This is a genomic window from Mycobacterium montefiorense (genome assembly GCF_003112775.1).
Lineage (GTDB): Bacteria > Actinomycetota > Actinomycetes > Mycobacteriales > Mycobacteriaceae > Mycobacterium > Mycobacterium montefiorense.
In genome coordinates, this window is the sequence record NZ_BFCH01000018.1 from 381,539 (window position 1) to 405,482 (window position 23,944).

The 23,944-nt window shown below is 64.8% G+C and carries 18 protein-coding genes and 1 pseudogene; 7 read left to right on the forward strand and 12 right to left on the reverse strand.

Features of this window, described 5'->3' with window-relative positions:
• On the reverse strand, window positions 1-441 hold the full coding sequence (locus DB708_RS14385) for a PPOX class F420-dependent oxidoreductase (protein ID WP_108922847.1): 441 nt from the start codon (window positions 439-441) through the stop codon (window positions 1-3).
• 60 nt (window positions 442-501) lie between these two features.
• Between DB708_RS14385 and DB708_RS14390 the strand changes: the two genes are divergently transcribed.
• On the forward strand, window positions 502-876 hold the full coding sequence (locus DB708_RS14390; protein WP_108922849.1) for a MerR family transcriptional regulator: 375 nt from the start codon (window positions 502-504) through the stop codon (window positions 874-876).
• On the opposite strand, the gene DB708_RS14395 is transcribed toward DB708_RS14390, so the two are convergent.
• Complete coding sequence (locus DB708_RS14395; RefSeq protein ID WP_108922851.1) at window positions 873-1,718, reverse strand: class I SAM-dependent methyltransferase; 846 nt, start codon at window positions 1,716-1,718, stop codon at window positions 873-875. The genes DB708_RS14390 and DB708_RS14395 overlap by 4 nt on opposite strands.
• Before the next feature lie 168 nt (window positions 1,719-1,886).
• Between DB708_RS14395 and DB708_RS14400 the strand changes: the two are divergent.
• From DB708_RS14400 to DB708_RS14415, 4 genes and pseudogenes are all read left to right on the forward strand, one after another.
• Window positions 1,887-3,762 (forward strand): annotated as a pseudogene (locus tag DB708_RS14400) (lysophospholipid acyltransferase).
• A 75-nt stretch (window positions 3,763-3,837) separates the two neighbouring features.
• A complete protein-coding gene (locus tag DB708_RS14405) occupies window positions 3,838-4,275 on the forward strand; it encodes a nitroreductase family deazaflavin-dependent oxidoreductase (protein ID WP_108922853.1) in 438 nt (145 codons plus the stop codon).
• Between the two features lie 43 nt (window positions 4,276-4,318).
• The gene (ilvA, locus tag DB708_RS14410; protein WP_108922855.1) at window positions 4,319-5,614 is read left to right on the forward strand and encodes a threonine ammonia-lyase; all 1,296 of its coding nucleotides are present in this window, start codon (window positions 4,319-4,321) and stop codon (window positions 5,612-5,614) included.
• A 155-nt stretch (window positions 5,615-5,769) separates the two neighbouring features.
• Window positions 5,770-6,708 (forward strand): carbohydrate kinase family protein, encoded by a 939-nt coding sequence (locus tag DB708_RS14415; protein WP_108922857.1) that lies wholly within the window; start codon window positions 5,770-5,772, stop codon window positions 6,706-6,708.
• Here DB708_RS14415 and DB708_RS14420 read toward each other — a convergent pair.
• A complete protein-coding gene (locus DB708_RS14420) occupies window positions 6,705-8,177 on the reverse strand; it encodes a mannitol dehydrogenase family protein (protein WP_108922859.1) in 1,473 nt (490 codons plus the stop codon). The genes DB708_RS14415 and DB708_RS14420 overlap by 4 nt on opposite strands.
• Before the next feature lie 153 nt (window positions 8,178-8,330).
• Between DB708_RS14420 and DB708_RS14425 the strand changes: the two genes are divergently transcribed.
• Complete coding sequence (locus DB708_RS14425) at window positions 8,331-9,929, forward strand: sugar porter family MFS transporter (RefSeq protein WP_108922861.1); 1,599 nt, start codon at window positions 8,331-8,333, stop codon at window positions 9,927-9,929.
• Window positions 9,930-9,933: 4 nt separating this feature from the next.
• On the opposite strand, the gene DB708_RS14430 is transcribed toward DB708_RS14425, so the two are convergent.
• A complete protein-coding gene (locus DB708_RS14430) occupies window positions 9,934-10,587 on the reverse strand; it encodes a pyridoxamine 5'-phosphate oxidase family protein (protein WP_108924237.1) in 654 nt (217 codons plus the stop codon).
• A gap of 40 nt (window positions 10,588-10,627) precedes the next feature.
• On the opposite strand from DB708_RS14430, the gene DB708_RS14435 reads away from it, so the two are divergent.
• Window positions 10,628-11,953: an aminotransferase class I/II-fold pyridoxal phosphate-dependent enzyme gene (locus DB708_RS14435; RefSeq protein ID WP_108922863.1), complete on the forward strand. Its 1,326-nt coding sequence runs from the start codon at window positions 10,628-10,630 to the stop codon at window positions 11,951-11,953.
• A 2-nt stretch (window positions 11,954-11,955) separates the two neighbouring features.
• On the opposite strand, the gene DB708_RS14440 is transcribed toward DB708_RS14435, so the two are convergent.
• From DB708_RS14440 to DB708_RS14475, 8 genes are all read right to left on the reverse strand, one after another.
• Window positions 11,956-13,185 carry a serine hydrolase domain-containing protein gene (locus DB708_RS14440; protein WP_108922865.1) on the reverse strand — a complete coding sequence of 410 codons (1,230 nt, stop codon included), beginning with the start codon at window positions 13,183-13,185 and terminating at the stop codon, window positions 11,956-11,958.
• Window positions 13,186-13,224: 39 nt separating this feature from the next.
• Window positions 13,225-13,881, reverse strand: a complete 657-nt coding sequence (locus DB708_RS14445) for a class I SAM-dependent methyltransferase (protein WP_108922867.1) — start codon at window positions 13,879-13,881, stop codon at window positions 13,225-13,227.
• 15 nt (window positions 13,882-13,896) lie between these two features.
• On the reverse strand, window positions 13,897-15,618 hold the full coding sequence (gene treZ / locus DB708_RS14450) for a malto-oligosyltrehalose trehalohydrolase (RefSeq protein WP_108922869.1): 1,722 nt from the start codon (window positions 15,616-15,618) through the stop codon (window positions 13,897-13,899).
• A complete protein-coding gene (gene treY / locus DB708_RS14455) occupies window positions 15,611-17,917 on the reverse strand; it encodes a malto-oligosyltrehalose synthase (protein ID WP_108922871.1) in 2,307 nt (768 codons plus the stop codon). The genes treZ and treY overlap by 8 nt, the downstream gene beginning before the upstream one ends.
• Before the next feature lie 3 nt (window positions 17,918-17,920).
• Window positions 17,921-20,059, reverse strand: a complete 2,139-nt coding sequence (gene glgX, locus DB708_RS14460) for a glycogen debranching protein GlgX (protein ID WP_108924239.1) — start codon at window positions 20,057-20,059, stop codon at window positions 17,921-17,923.
• A gap of 112 nt (window positions 20,060-20,171) precedes the next feature.
• Window positions 20,172-22,349 (reverse strand): acyltransferase family protein, encoded by a 2,178-nt coding sequence (locus tag DB708_RS14465; protein WP_108924241.1) that lies wholly within the window; start codon window positions 22,347-22,349, stop codon window positions 20,172-20,174.
• Window positions 22,350-22,452: 103 nt separating this feature from the next.
• On the reverse strand, window positions 22,453-23,109 hold the full coding sequence (ripD, locus tag DB708_RS14470; protein ID WP_108922873.1) for an NlpC/P60 family peptidoglycan-binding protein RipD: 657 nt from the start codon (window positions 23,107-23,109) through the stop codon (window positions 22,453-22,455).
• 335 nt (window positions 23,110-23,444) lie between these two features.
• A complete protein-coding gene (locus DB708_RS14475; protein WP_108922875.1) occupies window positions 23,445-23,939 on the reverse strand; it encodes a hypothetical protein in 495 nt (164 codons plus the stop codon).
• Between the last annotated feature and the right edge of the window lie 5 nt (window positions 23,940-23,944).

Genomic DNA, 23,944 nt, shown 5'->3' on the forward strand with positions numbered 1-23,944 from the left:
CTAAGCAAGGTCGACCCGCACGATTGCGCTGTCGGCCCACACCCCGCGGTCACGCGCCCGGCGCAGCTTCTCCCGCAGTGCGAGATCGCGGTGGACGTTGGTCACACCAGGAATCTTCAGTAGCGGCACGATGTTCCACTGCCAGCCGTAGCGTTCGTGCAGCAGGCGGTTGCCGCGTTCGGCGTCGGCGCCCGACAGCAACGCGGCACGCCCGGCCATCGGCGCGGCATCCTTTCGCACCCGGCCCCGGTAATCGCACGCCCGCAGTTCGATGTCGGGCCGGGCGGCCAGCCGCTTGGTCTTGGGGCCGATCTTGGTCCGGAACACCAACGCGTCGCCGTCCATCGCGAACCAGATCGGGGTGTCGGCGGGTGTGCCGTCGCGCCGAAACGATCGGAGCAGGGCGTAGCGGGCATCGGTGAGCTGCTGGAGAGTGTGCATGTTCCCAGTAGACGACTTAGAGTTGACTCTAAGTCAAGCATCGAAACGCTGGGAGGACCGATGCCGCTCACGATCGGAGAGGTCGCGCGCGAAGCCGGAGTGGCCGCGACCACGCTGCGCTATTACGAGCAGATCGGGCTGTTGCCGCCGCCCGCGCGCCTGGGCGGCCGGCGCCGCTACGACAGCTCGGTCCTGGCCCGCCTCGAGGTGATCCAGCTGTGCAAATCCGCGGGATTCGCGCTGGAAGAAATCCAGCTGCTGTTCGCCGACGAGGCGCCGGGCCGTCCCGCCAGCCGCGCGCTCGCCGAGGCCAAACTCGCCGAGATCGACACCCAGATGGCGGCACTGGCCCGGGCGCGGGCCGTCATCGAGTGGGGGATGAGCTGCACCTGCCCGTCCATCGACGCCTGCACGTGCGGCATCCACCCGGCCTAGAACTGGTAGCGCAAGATCCGGGCTTTGCGGGCGGACGCCTCGAACATCCCGGAAACCTTGGTAGCGAGGCGAATCCAGCCCGGAAACAGCTCAACCTCGGGAGCGTGTGCCAGGCTGGCCTCTTCGACCAGCTTCAACAGCGGATTCCATTTTTCGGGCACTCGGGGATCGTCGAACCCCAGGTAGCCCCATTGGGCGCCGACACTGCTGAACATCCGCTGCGGGGCCAGCTTGACCGTGAGCCGGGTGAACCGGCCGATCCGGCCGTAGTCGTTGAAGGCCAGTTCACCGGATGTGAAATACGTGGTGACGCGTCGAAAGACGCCGATCAGCACCGGTTCGGACAAAAACGCGAAGAGTCCGTCGGCGATCACCATCACGGGCCGATTGGCGGGAATGGTGTTGGGCCAGCTCTGATCGGCCATCGATGCGGTCACCACATGGGCTCGCGGGCTGGTCGGCATCAGCTGGCGGCGCAGAGCGCTGACACCCGGCAGGTCGACGCTGTACCAGTCGACGGTGTCGGGCGGGCACACCCGAAATGGACCCGAATCCAGGCCGGCGCCCAGGTCGACGACGACGGCGTCCGGATGCTCGGCGGTGAATGCGCGCACCCTTTCGTCCAGCATCTTGGCGCGCAGCGCGGTCTGGCACACCACGCTCGCGGGAACGCCGAGACCTGCGAAGTCGTAGTCGATCTTTGCGACGATTTCGGCGGCGAGCGTGTCGCCGAGAATCGGCTGGGCCCATTGACTGTCCAGCGCTCGGGCGTATTGGGTCAGCAACGCGGTCTCTTCGAGCGGCGTGAGGCCACTCGCGTTCCTACCGGGTCGGGGACGCATGATCCGAACGTACTAGGCGCACACCGGCCGGCTTGTCGGAGAGGTGCGCGAATACGCGAATTGTGTTCCGTGGCCACCGACAACGGACGTACGCTCACCGAGGGGATGTGGACCACGCGCAGCTGGTGACATGCCGGTTCCGCCACCCGGCGACACCTGAAGGAGAACATGAATGACGAGAACGGTGCGAGCGGCGTGACCGGGGGGCGGCTCGCGACAGCGCGTGAACTCGGCGGCGTTGGGGTGCGAAAGATGTTGCAGCGCGGCGGAATTATCGAAGAATCAGTGACACCACTATCGACCGACCCGCCCGCCGTAGCTCAATTGCTGGGTGCACCGTGGTACGACGAGCGGCTGGCCAAGCTGGCCGACGAGCTGGGCCGCGACGCCGGCGACGTGCGCGCCGAGGCGGCGGGGTATCTGCGCGAGATGGCGGCCTCGCTGGACGAGCGGGCGGTGCACGGCTGGCGCGGGTTCAGCCGCTGGCTGATGCGGGCCTACGACGTGCTGGTCGACGAGGACCAGATTGCGCAGCTGCGCACGCTGGATCGCAAAGCGACGCTGGCTTTCGCCTTTTCGCACCGGTCGTACTTGGACGGCATGCTGCTGCCGGAGATGATCTTGGCCAACCGGCTTTCGGCGGCGTTTACGTTCGGCGGGGCCAACTTGAACTTCTTCCCGATGGGCGGCTTTGCCAAGCGCACCGGGACGATCTTCATTCGGCGTCAGACCAAGGACATTCCCGTGTACCGGTTCGTGTTGCGCGCCTACACTGCCGCGCTGGTACAAGACCACACCAACCTCACCTGGTCGATCGAAGGTGGCCGGACCCGAACCGGCAAGCTGAGACCTCCGGTGTTCGGCATCTTGTGCTACCTCACCGACGCCGTCGACGAAATCGACGGCCCCGAAGTGTATTTGGTGCCGACCTCGATCGTGTACGACCAGCTGCACGAGGTCGAGGCGATGACCACCGAAGCCTACGGCGCGGTGAAACGGCCCGAAGACCTTCGCTTCCTGGTCGGCCTGGCCCGCCAGCAGGGCAAGCGGCTCGGTCGGGCTTACCTCGACTTCGGCGAGCCGCTGCCGCTGCGCAAACGTCTCGAGGAGATGCGCGGCGACGAAGTGGGGACCGGGACCGAGATCGAACGCATCGCCTTGGACGTCGAACACCGGATCAACCGCGCGACAGCGGTCACTCCCACCGCGGTGGTGAATCTGGCGTTGCTGGGTGCGGATCGGTCGTTGTCGATCAGCGAGGTGCTGGCCACCGTGCAACCGTTGGCCAGCTACATCACGGCGCGAAACTGGGCGGTCGCCGGTGCCGCGGACCTGACCAATCGCTCCACGATTCGGTGGACGTTGCACCAGCTCGTGGCCTCCGGCGTGGTCAGCGTGTACGAAGCCGGCACCGAAGCGGTGTGGGGGATCGGCGAGGATCAGCACCTGGTCGCGGCGTTCTACCGCAATACCGCGATCCACATCTTGGTCGATCGCGCCATCGCCGAAACGGCCTTGCTGGCCGCCGTCGAAGGCGCGGAGAAGTCCGCCGACGGCATGGTTTCGCCGGTGACGGTGCGCGACGAGGCGTTGAGCTTGCGTGAGTTGCTGAAGTTCGAGTTCCTGTTCTCCGGCCGTGCCCAGTTCGAGAAGGAGCTGGCCGACGAAGTGCGGCTGATCGGACCGGTGGAGGACACCAGCAAGCCCGCTGCCGCCGCTGACGTGCGGGGGCTGCTGAAGTCGGCCGATCTACTGCTGGCGCACCTGGTGCTGCGGCCGTTCCTGGACGCCTACCACATCGTCGCCGACCGGCTGGCCGCCCTTGAAGAGGAGTCGCTCGACGAAAACGCGTTCCTCGCCGAATGTCTCGACGTGGGCAAGCAGTGAGCTCTTCAAGACCGCGCTGCGGCTGGCGCGCCATCGCGAGCTGGTCGACGGCGCCGACCGGGAGAACATCGCCAAGCGCCGCAAGGAGTTCGCGGACGAGATCGCGACCGCGACTCGACGCGTCAACGCGATCGCCGAGCTCGCCCGGACGCAGTGATTCGCGCCGCGGTCGCTGGCCCAAACAGCTTGCGCGCCATGCATGGGATGGTCAATCGAGCCTAAAGTGGTGGACATGCCGCTTACCGGAGAGTACGAACCGTCACCGTGGGATTGGTCCCGCGAACAAGCCGACAAATACGCCGAATCCGGCGGAGCCGAGGCCGCGGATATGAAGGGCAAGCCCATCATTCTGCTGATCACGATCGGAGCCAAGACCGGCAAGCTCCGCAAGACGCCGCTGATGCGGGTCGAGCACGACGGTGAGTACGCCGTGGTCGCCTCGCTCGGCGGTGCCCCGAAGAACCCGGTCTGGTACTACAACATCGACAAGAACCCACGGGTCGAGTTGCAAGACGGGTCGGTCACCCGCGACTACGACGCCCGTGAGGTGTTCGGAGACGAGAAAGCCGTCTGGTGGGAGCGCGCCGTGGCGGCGTGGCCGGACTACGCGGACTACCAGACGAAGACCGATCGCCAGATTCCGGTGTTCGTGCTGACCCCGGTGAGCTGAGCCGATTAGGCAGCTGACCGGGGGTGCGTGGCACCATTAATCGGTGTCCGCTGAACTGAACGGTCCCCCGAGCACGTCTCCGCTGTGCGCGGCCGACATTGACAGTGCCGCTGAGCGGATCGCTGCGGTAGTCACGCCGACCCCGCTGCAGTTCAGCGATCGGCTGTCGGCGATCACCGGTGCGCAGGTCTACCTCAAGCGTGAGGACCTGCAGATTGTGCGTTCCTACAAGCTACGAGGCGCCTACAACCTGCTGGTGCAACTGTCCGATGAAGAGATCGGCGCCGGCGTGGTGTGCTCCTCGGCGGGCAACCACGCGCAGGGGTTTGCCTACGCGTGCCGCGTCCTGGGCGTGCATGGCCGCGTCTATGTGCCGGCCAAAACGCCCAAACAGAAGCGCGACCGAATCCGCTATCACGGGGGCAGCTCCATCGAGCTGATCGTGGGGGGATCGACCTATGATCTGGCCGCCGACGCGGCACTCGAGGACACCGCGCGCACCGGCGCGACGCTGGTGCCACCGTATGACGACCCGCGCACGATTGCCGGCCAGGGCACCATCGCCGTCGAGGTGCTGGACCAGCTCAACAAACTTGGTATCGGGGAGCCCGGCTTGGTGGTGGTTCCCGTGGGCGGCGGTGGCTGCATCGCCGGCATTACGACCTATCTGGCCGAGCGGACCGACAACACGGCGGTGCTCGGTATCGAGCCGGCCGGCGCCGCGGCGATGATGGCTGCACTGGCGGCCGGCGAGCCGGTGACGCTGAGCCATGTGGACCAGTTCGTCGACGGCGCCGCGGTAAACCGGGCGGGCACCTTGACGCATGCCGCGCTGGCCGCCGCGGGGGACATGGTGTCGATCACGGCGGTCGACGAGGGCGCGGTGTGCACCGCGATGCTGGACCTGTACCAGAACGAAGGCATCATCGCCGAGCCGGCGGGCGCGCTGTCCGTCGCCGGACTGCTGGAAGCCGAAGTCGAGCCCGGATCCACCGTCGTGTGCCTCATTTCGGGCGGCAACAACGACGTATCGCGCTACGGCGAGGTGCTGGAGCGCTCACTGGTCCACCTCGGCCTCAAGCACTACTTCCTGGTGGATTTCCCGCAGGAGCCCGGTTCGCTGCGCCGATTCCTCGACCACGTGCTGGGCCCGAACGACGACGTCACCCTGTTCGAGTACGTCAAGCGCAACAACCGGGAGACCGGTGAGGCGCTGGTCGGTATTCAGCTGGGGTCGTCGGCGGACCTGGACGATCTACTAGTCCGGATGTGCGAGACCGAGATTCACATCGAGAAGCTGCAACCGGGCTCGCCGGCCTACCGGTATCTGCTGCTGTAGTCCGCCACCGCGGGTCGTGCGTGAGGTAGTCCGGCGCTGGGATCGCGGCCTCCAGGTCGTCGGCTGCTAGACGAAACATATTCTTGCATAGTCGAATACACGGATCAGATGGACTGTGCAGCGGTTCCGTCGCCTAACTTCGGTAGCATCCAACTGTGGGTGCAGGAGGCAGAGACGGTGTTCTCGTCTGTGGTGAGACGCTGGTCGACATGGTCCCGGTCGTTGATCAGTCGGCGTTATGGCGATCAGTTCCCGGGGGTGGCCCATACAACACGGCGATCGCCGCGGCCAAGCTTGGTACACGCACGGCCTTGCTCACCCATGTCTCCAACGATGCGTTTGGCCGGCAGTGCGTCGCGAACCTCATCAAAGCGGGTGTCGATGAATCGTTGGTGATGACGCACGACGCCCCAACGACATTGGCCATCGCCCAAGTTGATGAGTTCGGCGTCGCGCAGTACAGCTTTTACTGGCAGGGCACCGCCAACGACGTGGTGTGCTCACCACTTCCTGATGCCGTGCTCGCTCCCACGGTGATCTGGGTCGGCTCGCTCGCGAGTGTGCTCTGGCCGAGCCGTGAGGCGATGCGTAGCTGGATCGTCGAACGGTATCCCGACACCCCCGTCACGTTCGATGTGAACATCCGCCCGACGCTTATCGATGACCGGGAAACTTATGCTCAGCGCATTGCGCCGTGGTTATCCATCGCCGAGGTTGCCCGCGCCAGCGCCGAAGACCTCGAGTTTCTTTATCCGGGAGAATCGATCGAGGATGTGATCGCACGCTGGTTTCACGACCATCCGGGCATTCAGATTGCCCTTGTTACGTGCGGGATTTCGGGATCATTGGCGTTCCAGCGGGGTAGCGATATCCCCCTGAAAACTCCGCCCCTGAAGGTGAGGGTCGCCGATACCGTCGGCGCGGGAGATACCTACACTGGGGCCTTTCTAGAGGGCTTCTACCAGCGGCAGCTTGATCTTCCCCAAGCGTTGTGGCGCGCGGCGGTGGCATCGGCGATCACTTGTACGCGCCCGGGCGCACAGCCCCCCACCGCGTCCGAGCTCGCCGAAGAGTTGCGCCGGCATCCCATCTAGCCAGCCAGGCCTGCCACGGTCGCGCGGGCTCCCCGGGTATACAGGCTGTGCAGTGCGCATTGGTAGGCGTCGACGAAGCGTGACGAGTCGATGAGATCACCGAACACGGTCCGGTTGCCAAGGAAGGCGGTCGGGTCATCGCGCTGACGCCGCGCCATCGGGATCAGCTGCTGTGCCAAGCGATCGGCAATGTCGATGGGATCTCCGTTTTCGTCTATGCCCTCGCAATAGCGGGCCCAGCTCGCGATGATGGCGGCTGCGCATGCAATATCACCGCCAGCGCGGAGCTGGTCCCAGACCACGGGCAGCACGAACTTGGGAATGCGATTGGATGCGTTAGCACACAGACGGGTGATCGTGTCGCCGACGGCCGCATTGGTGAATCGGTCGATCAAAGTGCGCTTGTAGTCGCTCAGATCGATCCCCGGTACAGCTGGCAGCGTGCGGGTGGCCTCGGTATCCATGTAGCGGCACAAGAACTTTGCAAATACCGGATCCTGTGCCACGTCATGCACCCAGCGGTAGCCGGCGAGATATCCGAAATAACAGAGTGCCTGATGGCCGCCATTGAGCAGCCGTAGTTTCATCACCTCGTACGGAGTCACGTCCCCGACCAGTTGCGCTCCTACGTCTTCCAGGCGTGGACGGCCCGAGACGAAGCGGTCTTCGATCACCCACTGCGCGAATGGTTCGGCCACGACTGGCCAGGCATCGTCGATACCGAATTGGTTACGTACAAAGGCGATATCCTCGTCAGTGGTCGCCGGGGTAATGCGATCGACCATAGAGTTCGGGAACGCTCCATGCTGTTCGAGCCACGCTCCAAGCGCGGGGTCGTATGACTGCGCGAATGCGGTGAATGCGGTACGAGTGACAGCACCGTTGTCCGGGATGTTGTCGCACGACAAGATGGTGAAGGGTGCCAGTCCCTGCTCCTTTCGGCACGCCAGTGCAGCGATGACTAACCCGAAAGTGGTTGACGGTATGGCATCTGGCTGAAGGTCTGCCGTGATGGCAGGGTTTGACATGTCGAATTCCCCGGTGAGATCCGAAGTGTTGTAGCCGCCCTCGGTGACGGTCAACGTGACGATTTGGGTTGCCGGATCGGACATTCTCGAGATGACGTCATCGGGGCGGCGCGGCGCATGCAGATATTCAACGATTGACCCGATGACCCTTGGCTCCGAGGTCCCATCAGCGCCGCGAATGTTCAACGTGTACAAACAATCCTGCGCGGCCATCACCTCATCCATGCGCCGATCCGCGGGCAATACACCGACGCCACAGATGCCCCAGTTCCGCTGATCTGGGAGCTCCAGGAGTTGATCAAGGTACCACGCTTGATGTGCACGATGGAATCCTCCGACACCGATATGCACTATTGCGGGCGTAACGTCGGTACGCGAATAGGCTGGAACGTGTACCGGCAGAATGATTCTCGGCAGAGAAATGTCGTTTAGCGCCAGCATCACAGGCCGTGCCATCCTTTTCGTTTCGTTGTTGATCTTGTTTGCGCGAACGGCTTTCCTTGGCGCGCAACACACTATAGAGTCCCAAGCTGTTCTGGTGGCGTCGCTACGCCGTCGTTAATCAATGATGATTGGACGGGAGTTTTTCGACAAATGACGGTGTCAAAGCCCGCCGGCAGGGTTTGGTCAGACGTGAATGATTCACGCGTGGATGTGAATCATTCAAACGAGAATGATTCAGCCGAGAATGATTCACACGTAGGCGAGAACGATTCAAACGGGAATCAGTTAGACGAGAATTCCGGGCGATTCGCATACCCGCTCACGGCGACAATTGAGGAGACTAGCGAGGGTAAGTTCACCTCGATATTGATGGTCGGTGCCTTGGTTTCGGTGATCTCGTCGCTGCTCTACGGCTACGATACCGGCATCATTTCTGGTGCGTTACTGCAGATCCGCGCTCAATTCCAGATGGACGACCAGACCACCGAGATGGTGACCTCCGCGATTTTGGCCGGAGCGATCATCGGTGCGCTGGCGGGCAGTAAGCTCAGTGAGAGATTCGGCCGCCGCAGGACCGTAATGATGCTGTCGCTGGTCTTCGTCGTGGGCTCGCTTGCCTCGGCGCTCGCGCCCGCTGCGCTGGAACTTGCCATCGCCCGGGTCATCCTGGGATTCGCCGTAGGCGGTGCAACCCAGACGGTACCCATGTACATAGCCGAGCTTGCGCCGTCTAATCACCGCGGACGCCTCGTGTTGACGTTCCAGATCGGAATCGGCGCCGGAATTGTCATTGCCACCATTGTCGGTGCTGCGCAATCAATATCGTGGCGTATCGCTATCGGCTGTGCCGCACTGCCAGCGCTTCTCATGCTGGCGATGGCGTGGCGATTGCCGGAGAGTCCCCGCTGGCTGGTAGAGCAGGGACGTCATGTCGAGGTTGCACGCGCTGTCCTGCAACGACTTCGAGGGCAGTCTGCGAGCGTTGACTCGGAGTTGGCGGGCATAGTCGCAATCGACGACGAACAACGTCAGGCAGCCCGTCATGAGAGCGGATGGCGGGGCCTGCGGCGGCCATGGGTTCGTCCCGCGTTGGTTGTCGGCTGCGGAATAGCCATATTCACTCAGCTCAGCGGAATCGAAATGATCGTCTACTATGCGCCAACTATCCTGACCAGCAACGGGTTCAATCACTCGACGGCGCTTCAAGTCAGTGTTGGCCTGGGTGTCACCTACCTGATCATGATGATCGCCGGGTTATCCGTCGTCGATGTCGTCGGTCGCCGGCGCCTCACGCTGATGATGGTCCCCGGGGCGGCGATATCTCTGTTCGTACTGGGCGGGTTGTTCGTCACCGGTCACAGTGATCGCGACGATGTTCCGTTCATTGTGACCTGCCTGATCGTATTCATGTTCTTCAACGCAGGTGGCTTGCAGCTCATGGCATGGCTCACTGGTTCGGAGATCTATCCGCTCTCGGTCCGCGGTGCGGGGACCAGCGCCCAGGCTGTGACGCTGTGGACAACCAACTTGTTCATCACACTGACCCTGCTGACGTTGATCAACGCGGTAGGGGTCGGCCAGACGATGTGGCTCTACGGGCTGTTCAACGTCTTGGCGTGGATATTCGTATTGGTGAAGATGCCTGACCTCACCGGCCGCAGTCTCGAAGACATCGAACAGAAGTTGCGTAGCGGTCATTTTTGCCCAGCGGACTTTCAGCGCCCTAGCCATTCTGAGCCGACGGCCTAGCCCGTCACCGCGAGTAGTGGATTAGATAGTCCGGCACCGGGATAGCGGGATCCAGGTCGTCGGACGGTATCGGTGCGCCGGCCGTCAGGGTCAGCGGAACCACACCGGCCCAGTACGGCAGCGATAAATCCTCCGGCTCATCGGTGGGCCCGAACGGGGCCACCTTCGCCGAAACCTCGACCAGATCCAGGGCGAGCACCGCGGTCGCGGCGAGCTCCCGAGCATTCGGCGCCCTGCAGTCGGTGGAGCGTCCGGGTGCGATGTGGTCGAGCAGCCCCGCCAGCGCCGGCAACTTCTCCGCCGGGTCATCGACCAGGCGTGCGTCGCCGACGACGATCACCGAGCGATAGACGAACGAATGTTCCAGCCCCGAACGGGCCAGCACCAGCCCGTCGATCAGGGTGGCGGTAACGCAGACGGGCAGGGCCTCCCTCGCGTTCAGCATGGGCCGGCTGCCGGTGGAACCGTGCAGGTAGAGGGTCTCGCCGAGGCGGGCGTGCGTGGTCGGCAGCACCACCGGACGGCCTTCGTTGAGGTAGCCCAGGTGACAGATCAGGGCCTCGTCAAGGATGCGATGGACGGTCTCGCGGTCGTAGCTGGCACGGTCGGAGTAACGCGTGGGCGTCGTTCGAGACGTGCGGCGGTACGCGGTTTCCATCGAGTTGCCCTTCTTTTTGTAATAGTACATACTGTCGTATGTGCCAGTGCAATACAGCATAGCCGGGACGGGCGCGGAGTCGATAGCCGCCAACATCGAAGAGGGAATCTCGACGGGCGCGCTGGCGCCCGGCGACGCCTTACCCCCGGTGCGGGACCTGGCGGCGCGACTCGGCGTCAATGCCAACACCGCCGCCGCGGCCTACCGGCTGCTGCGCGATCGCGGGGCTGTCGAAACCTCGGGGCGACGGGGCACCCGGGTGCGTCACCGGCCCGCGACCACACCGCGCTCGCTACTCGGTCTGGACATCCCGGTGGGCGTCCGCGACCTGTCCACCGGCAATCCAGACTCCACGCTGCTACCTATTGCTGCTGTGCCACAACGTTATTCGGATCTAGCGCCGGTGCTGTACGGAGACCCCGCCATGTCGCCGGAGTTGGTCGACTACGCACGTACAACGCTGGCCGCCGACGGTATTCCGGCCGATCATCTGGCGATCACGAGCGGGGCGCTGGACGGCACTGAACGGGTGCTCACCGCGCACCTGCGCCCCGGCGAGCGGGTGGCTGTCGAGGATCCGGGCTGGGCGAACCTGCTGGATTTACTCGCCGCACTCGGCTTTTCGGTCGAGCCGGTGCGTGTGGACGATGATGGCCCACTGGTTTCCGACGTCGCGGGGGCGCTGGACCGTGGCGTGCGCGCGCTGATCGTCACCACCCGCGCGCAAAACCCGACCGGCGCGGCGCTGTCTGCGCAACGCGCCGAGCAGCTGCGGGAATTGTTGGCGGGCCGCGACAACGACGTGCTGCTCGTCGAGGACGATCACTGCGCCGGCATTTCCGGTGTGCCGATACATTCGTTAGCGGGATCGAGCAGCCACTGGGCGTTCGTCCGATCGGTATCGAAAGCCTACGGCCCCGACCTGCGGGTAGCGGTGCTCGCCGGAGATCAGCGCACCGTCGAGCGGGTGCACGGACGATTGCGGCTCGGGCCGGGATGGGTGAGCCACCTGCTGCAAGACCTGGCGGTGAGCCTGTGGTCCGACGAGGCCGCGTCGCGTCTCATCGGCCAGGCGGAGCGGCGCTACACGGCCAACCGGACCCGGCTACGCGCGGCGTTGGCCGACCGCGGTATCACCGCTTACGGCCGCTCGGGGCTCAACGTCTGGATCCCGGTGCCCGACGAGACGGTCGCGATCACCCGGCTGCTCAACGCGGGTTGGGCGGCGGCACCGGGATCCCGGTTCCGGATCGGCACGTCCGCCGGAATCCGGTTGACCATCGCCGATTTGAGCGACGGCGAGATCGATCCGCTGGCCGAAGCGATCGCAGACGCGATGCGCGCCGCCGACCGTTCCAGCGTGTGACCTCAGACTTGCGGCCGGGCGCCCAGGGCGTCGTGAAATAGCGCGTTACGCAGGGCGAGCTCGCGGGGGTCGCTGACCAGGTGAAAGCCCAGCTTGTTCATCACGTAGCCGTATCCGATGCCGGTGTCTGGATCGGCGAACCCGAACGAGCCGCCCGCGCCCGGCGTTCCGAAGGCATTGTCGGACGACCCGAAGATGCACCAGGGAATGGGCTTGTTGAAGCCCAGGGAGAACGTGGTGTCGACATGTAACACCTTGTCGCGCAGTCCTTTTGTCGGCGGGAGCGCAGACTTGTGCAGAGCTTCGAGAGTGCCGCCGGTCAAACCGAGCTCCGCACCGCCGGTGGCGGCGCTGCCGTACAGCTTGGCGATCGACCGTGCGGTGCCGGTGCCATTCACGGCGGGCATCTCGACGACGCGCAGCTCGTCGCGGTTGAAGTCGGCGAGGTCTTTGATTCCTTTGGCGACGGTGAGCGCGGGCATTGCGAGGTCGAACGGGTTGAACAATCCCAGCACCAGGCGGCGCGGCATGGTGTTCAGATGAAAGAGTGCCTGGGGCAAGGACCAGGCGTCCAAGTGCGCGACGCGATCGCGGTCGATGCAGGCCGGCAGCCCGATGTACAAGTCCAGCTCCAGCGGCCCGGCGATTTCTTCGGCGAAGAACCGGCCCAGTGAACGCCCGGCGGGGTCGGTGCGGCGGATCAGTTCGCCTTCGTACCAGCCAAGCGTGATGCCGTGGTAGCCGTGTCGCGTCCCGGGCCGCCACGCCGGCACCTGCGCCGCGAGCTTCGCCGACATCCCCGGCGGGTCGGCCAATTCCGGCAATGTCAGCGGCGGTTTCACGACGGGCAACCCGGCCTGGTGTGACAGCAGCTGGCGCACCGTGACCGCCTCTTTGCCGGCCTGGCCGAATTCGGGCCAGTAGTCGGTGACTTTGCCGTCATACGACAGATAGCCCCTGGAGGCGGCCACCGCAACAGCAAGGGAGGCAATTCCTTTGGTGGTCGAGAAGACATTGACGAGGGTGTCCTGCTGCCACGGTGTGCGGCTGCCCCCGTTGCGATAGCCGCCCCATAAGTCGACGACCTTGCGGCCGTCCCGATAGACCGCGATCGCCGCGCCGATCTCCTTGCCGCTGCTCAGGTTGCGGCGGAAGGCGTCGGCAACCTTGCCGTAGCCCTCGTCGACGTCGCCCCCGACGAGATCGGGTGGTATCTGAACCTTTTGCGCCATATTTGCTCCGTCGCAGTTATCGGTGCGGTGATGGTAGCGCTAGCGGACCAGGGCGTGGTAGATCGAAATGGATCCGCTGACTGTGTCGAATACCTGCGCTTCCGTGACGCGGTCGAAACCTACCTCTGCCATCAGTTCCGGTAGCACTCCTTGGGCGTTCGGCTCGGTGTTGTCGAACCCGTCACCCTTCTGCACGAGACGAAACCGCTTGCGCATCTTCGCGGTGCGCTGCAGTCCGTAGTCGGCGACGTGCAGGCTGCCGCCGGGTCGCAGGGTCTCGCGCATAGCGGCCAGACCGGCGCGCTTCTCCTCAACCGGCACCTGATGAAAGACTAGTGACGACAACACCTTCGTGACCCCGCGGCCACCCAACAGCTTCGCGGCGTCGCGCGCGTATCCGGCCAGCAGCTCGACCGGTGGCGACACCCCGGCAAGTTTCGCCCGCGCTCGCTCGCGAATCGCCGCGTCCGGGTCGATGCCGATCAGTGTCGCCGACGGGCAGTCGCGTGCCAGCAGTCGCAGCTGTGTACCCGTGCCGCAGCCGATGTCGGCGATCACGTCGCCGGGCACGGGGGCCAGTTGCGCGAGGAGTGCCGGGCGCCAGCGCCGAGTATTCGTCAGTAGGAAGCTCAGCGCGTCGTAGGTCCACAACTGCGGAGCTGCCGGCACGAAATTTTTGGCAGGGGGCTCGGCCATGCGCCGAGTTTACGGCTATCCGTGACGCAGGATCGCGACCGAATAGCCGTCCAGCGTCGTGCCCTCGCCGCTGCCGGTCGGTTCGCCCCACGTGAGGACGACGTCTCCAGCGACCGGTACCGTCACCGGTTCGGCGCCGAGGTTGCACACGATGCGTAACTGCCCGCGGGACAAGGTGATCCAGCGCAGTTCCTCGTCGTAGTCGACGGTGAGGTGTGCCAGCCAGGGGTCGGCGATGTCCGGGTGGTTGCGCCGCAAGGCGATCAGGCCCCGGTAGAAAGCCAGCAGCCGCGCATGTTCGCCAGCGTCGACCTCGTCCCAGTTCAGCTTGGAGCGCGCAAATGTCTGCGGATCCTGCGGATCGGGGATTTCGTCGGCATCCCAGCCGTGCTCGGCGAACTCGGCTTTACGCCCCTGAGCGGTGGCTTGGGCCAGCTCGGGTTCGGGGTGCGAACTGAAGAACTGGAATGGCGTCGAGGCTCCCCACTCCTCGCCCATGAAAAGCATTGCGGTGTAAGGCGATAGGAGAACCAGAGCGGCCTTGATCGCCAACTGTCCACCGGTCAGGTACTGCGACGGCCGGTCCCCGATCGCGCGGTTGCCGACCTGGTCGTGTGTGCAGGTGTAGGCGACTAATCGACTGGCCGGGATGGCTTTGGTGTCCAGCGGGCGACCGTGCCGGCGCCGCCGGAACGACGAATAGGTGCCGGCGTGGAAGAAGCCGCGGCGCAGTGTGTCCGCCAGCGTGGCCAGCGACCCGAAGTCGGCGTAATACCCCTGCCGCTCGCCGGACACCGCGGTGTGGATGGCGTGGTGAATATCGTCATCCCACTGCGCGGTGATCCCGTAGCCGTACCGATCCCGCGGGGTGATCAGCCGCGGGTCGTTGAGGTCGCTTTCGGCGACCAGGGACAGCGGCCGGCCCACCTGTTGTGACAGCCAATCGGTTTCGCCTGCCATCTCTTCGAGGATATGCACGGCCGTGGTGTCCACCAGCGCGTGCACGGCGTCCAGCCGCAGACCGTCGGCATGGAAGTCGCGCATCCAGCGCAGTGCACAGCCGATGATGTAACGCCGTACCTCGTCGGAGTAGGCGTCGGCGATGTTGACACCTTCCCCCCACGGGTTGCTCGCCGACGACAGGTACGGGCCGAACCGCGGTAAATAGTTTCCCGATGGGCCGAAGTGGTTGAACACCGCGTCGATCAAGACGCCCAAACCACGCGCATGGCACGCGTCGACGAACCGGACCAGGCCGTCCGGTCCGCCGTAGGGCTCGTGCACGCTGTACCAGAGCACGCCGTCGTATCCCCAGCCGTGAGTTCCGGCAAAGGAATTGACCGGCATCAGCTCGACGAAATCGATTCCGAGATGGACCAGATGGTCGAGTTTCTCGATCGCGGCATCGAAAGTACCTGCGCCGGTGAATGTCCCGATGTGCAATTCGTAGATCACCGCGCCTTCGACCGACCGGCCGGCCCACTCGCTGTCCGTCCAGCTGTCGCTGGCGTGCCATAACTGTGAGCGGGCGTGCACCCCGTCGGGTTGACGGGCTGATCGCGGGTCGGGCAGCACCGTGGGGTCGTCGTCGAGAAGGAACCCGTAGCGGGCGTCGCCCGGCGCGTCGACTACTGCGTGCCACCAGCCGTCCTGCGTGCGGGTCATCGCGTGCACCGCTGCGTCGATATCGAGGCGTACCAACGCGGGTTTGGGAGCCCAGACCCGGAACTCAGCCATTGTTTCGCTCCAAGAGCACGGCGGGCAGGTTCGCGAACAATTCCCCGGTCGACGTGGGCCCGTTGGCCATCGCGCCGGTGAGGGTGTCGGTCCAGGACCCCTCGGGTAGCGGCAGCACGGTGTTGCCCCAACCTATTTCGGCCAGTCGCACCGTCCAGCGACTGACCGCGACCAGGATGTCGGCACCGCGCCGGAAAGCCACGACATGATCGCTGGCGTCGCCGCTGGCCAGCACCGGAAGGTAGTCGCCATATCGGAAGGTGTCCGGGTGTGAGCGACGTAGCCGCAGCGCCGTGGTGACGACCCGCAGTTTCGGGTGTTCCAGGTCTGCGAGAGCGGCTGTGCGAGAGGCATAATCGACGGGTCGGCGGTTGTCCGGGTCGACCAGGCTGTCGTCCCACAGCTCGGTGCCTTGGTAGACGTCGGGAATGCCGGGCACGGTGAGCGCGAGCAGTTTCTGGCCCAGCGCATCACTGGCGGCGTGCGGATTGAGTTGGGCGACAAGCTCGGTCAGCTGGCCGGCCACCGGCCCGTCCAGCACCGTGTCCAGCCAGCGATGGGTCGCGTCCTCGAACCCGGTGTCCGGGTCGTTCCACGAGGTATGCACTGCCGCTTCCCGGATCGCTTTCTGGGCGTATCCGTGCAGCCGATCGCGCAACTGGTCGGTGATCTCACCGCTGCGCGGCCATACTCCGAAGATGTTCTGCCACAAGAACTGTCCGGTCGCGGGATCGGGGGAGGGCACCTCGATTTCCCAGCGGGCGAGGAACTCCGTCCACAGTGCGGGCACCTGCGACAGCACCGCGATGCGGGCGCGTACATCCTCGCCGCGTTTGGTGTCATGGGTGGACAGCGCGGTCATCGCGTGTGGCCACAGCCGGGCCCGGGCGGCGGCGCTGTGGTGAAATTCGGCGGCGCCAACGCCGAAGCGATGTGGTTCGCCGCCCACCTCGTTGAGCGAGACGAGCCGGGCGTCGCGGTAGAAGAGGCAGTCCTCCACGGCTTTGGCCGTCACCGCGCCGCACAGTTGTTGCAGGCGCGCCGCGGGTTCGCCACCGTGCGCCAGCGCCGAGGCGAGAATCTGCAGTGCGGGCCCGAATTCCGGTCGGGCGGCTTGAGTTTCGGCGAGCGCGGTCGGCAGGATCGCGGCCAGGCCAAGGTAGTCGCTGCGGTACACGTCGATGTGGCTGAGCAGGGCGGCCACCGCGTCGGGCAGCAGCGGGTGGTCGGTGCCGGCGGCAGCCACGATGGCTCGTCGCAACCTGGCCAGCTCGCTGCCGAGTGTCCCGGTGGCCACCGCAACCTTGAGGTCCGCCAACAGCTGTGGAATGCCGTGATAATCCATCCCCGTGGACTCGACCAGCTCGGTCAACGCCGGGGCCCCGGCCGGGTCGACGAAAACTCCGCCGAGTTCCCGCAATACGTCGTAGCCGGTGGTGCCCTCGATCGGCAGGGTGGGTTCCAGGGCCTCGTCGACGGCCAGGATCTTCTCGATCACTATCCACGCGTCTGCGCCCAACAGGTTACGCAGCCATGCCAAATAGCCGCTCGGGTCGGTTAGTCCGTCCGGGTGGTCGATGCGCACGCCGTCGACAAGTCCTTCGCGGAACCAGCGAGCGATCTCGGTATGGCTGGCGTCGAACACCGCGCGATCCTCCTGGCGCAGCCCGGCCAGCGACGTGATCGAGAAGAACCGCCGATAGCCGACGATCCCGCGGCGCCATCCGACCAACCGATAATGCTGGCGTTCGTGCACCTCAGCGCCGGTGCCGGTGCCGTCGCCGGTGCCGGGGGCGATCGGCAGCGCCAGGTCGCCCAGTCGCAGCTGCTCACCGTCCACCGACAGGGCGGCGACATCGTCGTCGGAACCCAGCACCGGCAGCACGATGCGGCCTTGCTCGTCGAGGTCCCAGTCGATGTCGAAAAATGTCGCGTAGACCGATGATCGGCCGTGCCGCAACACGTCCCACCACCACGCGTTCTGCTGAGGCTGATCGACCCCGACGTGGTTGGGGACGATGTCGACGACTAGGCCCATGCCGCGCGCCTTGGCCGCCGCGGACAGCCGGGCCAGGCCCTCGGCGCCGCCGAGCTCCGGCGACACCGTCGTCGGGTCGGCGACGTCATATCCGTGAGTCGACCCGGTGATCGCGGTCAGGATCGGGGACAGGTACAGATGCGACACCCCGAGTCCGTCCAGGTATTCGAGCAGGTTTTCCGCGTCGGCGAAGGTGAACGGGCTTCCACTAGAGGGACCGCGCATTTGTAACCGGTAAGTGGAAAGCACCGGAAAAGCCATATTTCAGGCGGTCTTTCGCAGGATCAGCGCCGAGCAGGCCGGCATGGTCAGCTTTTCCTCGGCGGCCACCACCAGGTCGGCATCCCCGGCGGGATGGTTGGTATCGATCTCCACGGTCCATTCGCGCGCATAGTCGTCTTGCGGTGTGACGAACTCCACCTCACGCTTGTGGGCGTTGAAGCACAACAGAAATGAATCGTCGACCACGCGTTCGCCCCGGGCGTCGGGTGCGGTGATGGCCTCGCCGTTGAGAAACACCGCGACACATTTGTCGAAGCCCTGATTCCAGTCGTCGTGCGTCATCTCCCGGCCGCTGGCAGTCAGCCAGGCGATGTCGCGGACTTCGTCCCCACTTCGGATCGGCTCGCCGTCGAAGAATCTGCGCCGGCGAAACACCGGATGCTTCTTGCGCAACTTGGTGACTTTGCGGGCGAAGGCCAGCAGATCGGGGTTCTTGTCCACCAAAGTCCAGTCGATCCAAGCTAATTCGGAGTCCTGGCAGTAGGCGTTGTTGTTGCCCTGCTGGGTGCGCCCCAGCTCGTCGCCGTGCGCGATCATCGGCGTGCCCTGGCTGACCATCAGGGTTGCCCAGAAGTTGCGCATCTGTCGGCAGCGCAGCTCGGTGACCTCGGGGTCGTCGGTGGGGCCTTCGACGCCGCAGTTCCACGACCGGTTATGACTCTCCCCGTCGCGGTTGTCCTCGCCGTTGGCCTGATTGTGTTTCTCGTTGTAGGAGACTAAGTCACTGAGGGTGAACCCGTCGTGCGCGGTGACGAAGTTGATGCTGGCGCTCGGGCGTCGGCTGCTTGCTTCATAGAGGTCCGACGACCCGGTCAGCCGGGAAGCGAACTCGCCCAGGGTTGCGGGCTCACCCCGCCAGTAGTCACGCACAGTATCGCGGTACTTCCCGTTCCACTCCGTCCACAAACCCGGGAAGTTGCCCACCTGGTAACCGCCCTCGCCGACATCCCACGGCTCGGCGATCAATTTGACCTGGCTGACGATCGGATCCTGTTGCACCAGATCGAAGAACGCGCTCAGCCGATCCACGTCGTGCAGCTCGCGGGCCAGCGTGGCGGCCAGGTCGAAGCGGAACCCGTCGACGTGCATTTCGGTTACCCAGTAGCGCAGCGAGTCCATGATCAGCTGCAGGACGTGCGGGTGGCGGGGGTTCAGGCTGTTTCCGGTGCCGGTGTAGTCCTTGTACAGCCGCAGGTCCTCGTCGACCAGTCGGTAGTAGGCCTCGTTGTCGATGCCGCGGAAATTGACGGTCGGCCCCAGATGGTTGCCTTCCGCGGTGTGGTTGTACACCACGTCGAGGATGACCTCGATGCCGGCTTCGTGCAGACTGCGCACCATCATCTTGAATTCGGCGACCGCGCTGCCCGCTTGCCGGTTCGATGCGTACTGGTAGTGCGGGGCGAAAAACCCGAATGTGTTGTAGCCCCAATAATTTCGCAGCCCGAGGTCGAGCAGTCGTTCGTCGTGCATGAACTGGTGCACCGGCATGAGTTCCAGCGCGGTGACGTTGAGTGACTTGAGGTGATCGATGATCACCGGATGGGCCAGCGCGGCGTACGTGCCGCGAAGTCCCTCGGGGATGCCGGGATGGGTTTTGGTCAGGCCCTTGACGTGGGCCTCGTAGATCACCGTCTCGTGGTATGGGGTCAGCGGCGATCGATCGAATGCCCAATCGAAGAACGGGTTGATCACCACGCTGGTCATCGTGTGTCCCAGTGAATCGATCATCGGGGGAGTTCCGGTGATCGCGGTGTCGCCGTTCGGGTCGACGGCGTTCAGGTCATAGGAGAACAACGCCTGGCCCCAGGTGAAATCCCCGTCGAACGACTTCCCGTACGGGTCAAGCAGCAGCTTGCTCGGGTCGCACCGGTGTCCGGCCGCCGGATCGAAGGGGCCATGCACCCGAAATCCATACCGTTGACCGGGTGTGATGTTCGGCAGATACGCGTGCCACACATAGCCGTCGACCTCGTCGAGCGGGATTCGTGATTCGTTGCCGCGCTCGTCGATCAGGCACAAGTCGACCTTTTCGGCGATCTCGGAGAACAGCGAAAAGTTAGTGCCCGCCCCGTCATAGGTGGCCCCAAGGGGATAAGAGTCCCCTGGCCAAACGGTGGGCAGCGTGGGTGTGGCTTCATTCGGTGTCGCAGCACCCGAAGCTGCGGCCGGTTCGGAAGCCGGGTTGGTTAACGGCACCACACGACCTTATCCGCGGTCGACGTTCCTGTCCGAGCTACCACCAGCCGGTGGCAGCCGCGATCTGGCGGCCCAGCTCGTCGGCCATGGTCCGCATGTACGTGGGCGTCAGGTGATGAGCACCGTGGTAGATCAGCACATTTCCTTCGACTGGACGGCAAACATCAGTGCGGCAGATGGCATCTGACATATCGAGCACCTTGAGCGCCGGGAACTGCTCGACGAAGTCGAGGGTTTGGTTGTAATCGGACAGCAAGTCGGAACGCTTGATCGCGCACGACGTGGCGTTGCCGCCCTTTTTGGCCAGGCAATCCGCGGGGTCGAACGGCTGGCCGTCCTTGACCAGCCAGGGCGTGTCGCGCATGCCGAGGATCGGAATGTTGTTGTCGGACAACGTCTGCCAGATCCCGATGTAGGTCGCTGGCATCACGTCACCCGACTTGATATTCCATGGCCGCGTTGTTGTGGTGAACACGTAATCGGGCCGGTCGGCGACCAGCTTGTCCATCGTTGTTCGTACCCACTCGCGGCACTGTGGGTAGGGCGCGTTGTTGCCCATGATCAGCGGGACTTGCTCGGTGGACAACGGGCAGCCCATTTTGAGATATGTCACAACTTTGAATTGATGCGCGTGGCCGAGCAGATCCAGCGCCGGCAGCCAGTGTTCGGCGTGCGAGCCGCCGGCCAGTGCGATGGTCCGGGTGGCGGCGAGGTCGCCGTAGATGCAGTTGACCACTGCCGGGTTGACGAAGTCACTGATGCAGCCATCATGTGTCGAGACCGGCAGGTCGTCCTTCACCTCTAGGACGCTGGGTCGCATCGGCAGCGTCGGCACCCGCACGTGTTCGGTCAGGGCGCGGGCACCGGGATAGTCCTGCGGGTTGAGTACGGACAGTCCTTTGCCGGCGGCCCGCAAGACCGTCACGTGCTGACGCCAGGTGAACGAGGTCGCGGTCAGTGTGACGCCCAGCAGCACGACTGCGGTGCCCAGCGCCATCGTCGGCCGGCGCAACCCCGACCACCAGGGCAGCTCCGCGGCGGCCGTTGCCGGTGCAGATCGCTGAGGTGCCCGGTAGCGCAGCGGATCCTCGACGAGCTGGGTGGTCAGGTACGCGAGCACCCCGGAGACCAGCAGCACCCCCGCGCCTTCGACGAAGTTCACGTGCTTGTGGCCGGTGTAGGACAGCCAGAAGATGAGCAGCGGCCAGTGCCACAGGTACAGCGAGTACGCGATGGCGCCCAGCTCGACCAGGGGCCGGGTGGCCAGCAGCCGATTGGGCAGCGGCATCCGGCCGTCGGTGTCGGGGTCGCCCTGCAGGTTGGCGCCGGCGAGGATCATCAGCATGGTGGCCCCGACGGGCACCAGCGCCCAGGGGCCGGGAAATTCGTCGACGCCGTCGATCAGCGCGCCGCAGGACACGATCGCTGCCAGCGCGACGGCGGCGACGGTGCTGCGCAGCCACATCGGCCAGCGGATGTAGACCACGACCGCACCGACGAGCACGCCCAGCAGCAACTCCCAGCCGCGCGCGAAGCTGTCGTAATAGGCGATCGACTGGTCATCGATGTGGGCGAAGATCGCGTAGCCGAACGAGGCCACCGTCAGGATGCTCAGCAGCACCAAGAACAGGGTGCGCAGCTGAGTCTTGAGCGGGCGCCGGAACAGCACCGTGCAGCCGGCGATCAGCAAAAGGAAGGTGACATAGAACTGCCCCTGCACCGACATCGACCAGATGTGCTGCAACGGGCTGACGGCTTCGCCCGCCCGCAGGTAGTCCGACGCGGTGTTGGCCAGCTCCCAGTTCTGGTAGTAGCCGAGGCTGGCCAGGCTCTGGTCGGCGAAGGTCTCCCAGCGCGTTTGCGGTTGCACCAGGATGGTGAGCACCGCACACCCGGCCAGCACCACGACCAGAGCGGGAACCAGACGGCGAATCAGCCGGATCACTTCTGCTACGGGCGACAGCGACACAGTCGGGTTGAGCGCGGCGCGCAGGACCTTACCGCCGAAGAAGAACCCGGACAGCGCCAGAAACACGTCCACACCGCCGGAGACCCGGCCAAACCAGATGTGGAACACGGCGACCAGCGCGATCGCGATCCCGCGCAAGCCGTCGAGATCGAAGCGATAGAAGCCCGCAGATCCCGTGGTGAGCGCGCCGGTAGCGCCAGGTTTCGCCGTGGCGGCTGGCGGCGGATGCGGTGACGTGGTCTGCATGATCACCGTTAACTTACCCAAAAACGCCACCTGCTCTTGAGCGCTCACCTCGCGGCGATGCTGCTCAGCGGAGCAAGTGGCGTTTTTCCAGCGGTCGCGAAACCTACCGGCCGAAACCCGTCGGGGCCGGCTGCAGGAGCGACTGCAGCGACGGCAACTGCGGAATTGGAGCCGGTTGCGCGGGCGTCACCTGTTGCACCGGCGCCTGTTGGGGCGGCAGTTGCTGCAAAGGCGCTTGCTGCAGCGGAGCCTGCTGCAGCGGTGCCCCGATAACCCGAACGAGGTACGGCGTCATGCCGTTGACGCGCACCGGTGACACCTGCACGACATCGCCCACCTCGAGCATCTGGTTGTTGCCCAGGTACATCGCGACGCTTTGCGTGCCGTCGGGACCGTAGAAGAGCATGTCGCCCTTCTGCGCTTGCTGCGGCAGTACCTTCTGGCCGGCCCGGTAGATCGCGCCGGACGAACGCGGCAGCCTGATGCCCGCGCCGGCGTAGGCGTACTGCATCAGGCCCGAGGCGTCGAAGCCGACGGTGTTGATGCCGGTGCCGGTGCCGCGGGAGGGGCCGGTGATGCCGCCCCCGGCCCACGAGAACGGCACGCCGCGCTGCGAAAGACCACGCATGACGACGACGTCGGTGGCCTGCTGGTAGTCGGTGGCCCGCACGCTGGGGTCGGCGGCGGCGATCACCGGGGTGGCGGCCATCGGCGCCGCCAGCATGGCGAGGCCGATGGCAAACGAATAGATGCGCTTCATTGGAGTTCCAACCTTCCTGAACTCGGTCGGGATAAGGCCTTCGCGCGGTGGCGCGTTGGCGGCCGTTCGATGACTCGCGCAGACCCCTTCGTTGGGATCGAACGCCGCCTCCTTGCGGGGACGTGAATCAGTCGGTTCACCCGGTGAGTCACACCAGTCACTACAGACACTTTTACAACAGAACTCACACCCGGAAAATAGCTGGTAAGCTCGATGAAAGATTTTTTGTCGGACCGTGACCGGAAGGTGACCGCCGAGCTCAAATCTTTATCGGCGGTTGTGATTTTGGTCTCACGCCGGTGCGTGATCGTAACGGCCGAACGACCCCGTTCGAATCAGTGCCAATACCGCGAGCTGAAGACGGTGAGCGAATCGCCGATCACGGAACTCACCATGATGATCGCCAGCGACAGCACCGGCCAGAAGGACATGTACCAGCCCTTTAGCAGGGAAACGAACGGTCCGATCCCCGCCGCCGCGATCGCCGCACCGATACCGCCCCAGGCCACCGGGTAGATGTACACGTCGATTCCGAAGGGCACCAGTCCACACGATTCGTCCGAACACACCTCGTGCAGGAAGCCGTAGAGCCTGGTCGGCCAGGTTGTCGCCGTGGCCAGGATGACGAGCAGCGTCACCAGTGTCAGCGTGGCGATCAGGTCCCAGGGCGCCACCCGAAGGCGAATGACATGTGATTTCTGTTCGTCAGAATCGTTGGTGCCGTATGGCATTGGCTGAAAATTGGCCGGGTCGCCGGACTGCTGAGCCCTCGGCGGGGACCCGGCGCCCTCGCCGCGGTGCGAGTCTTCGAACGGGAACGGCAACGCCATGCCGA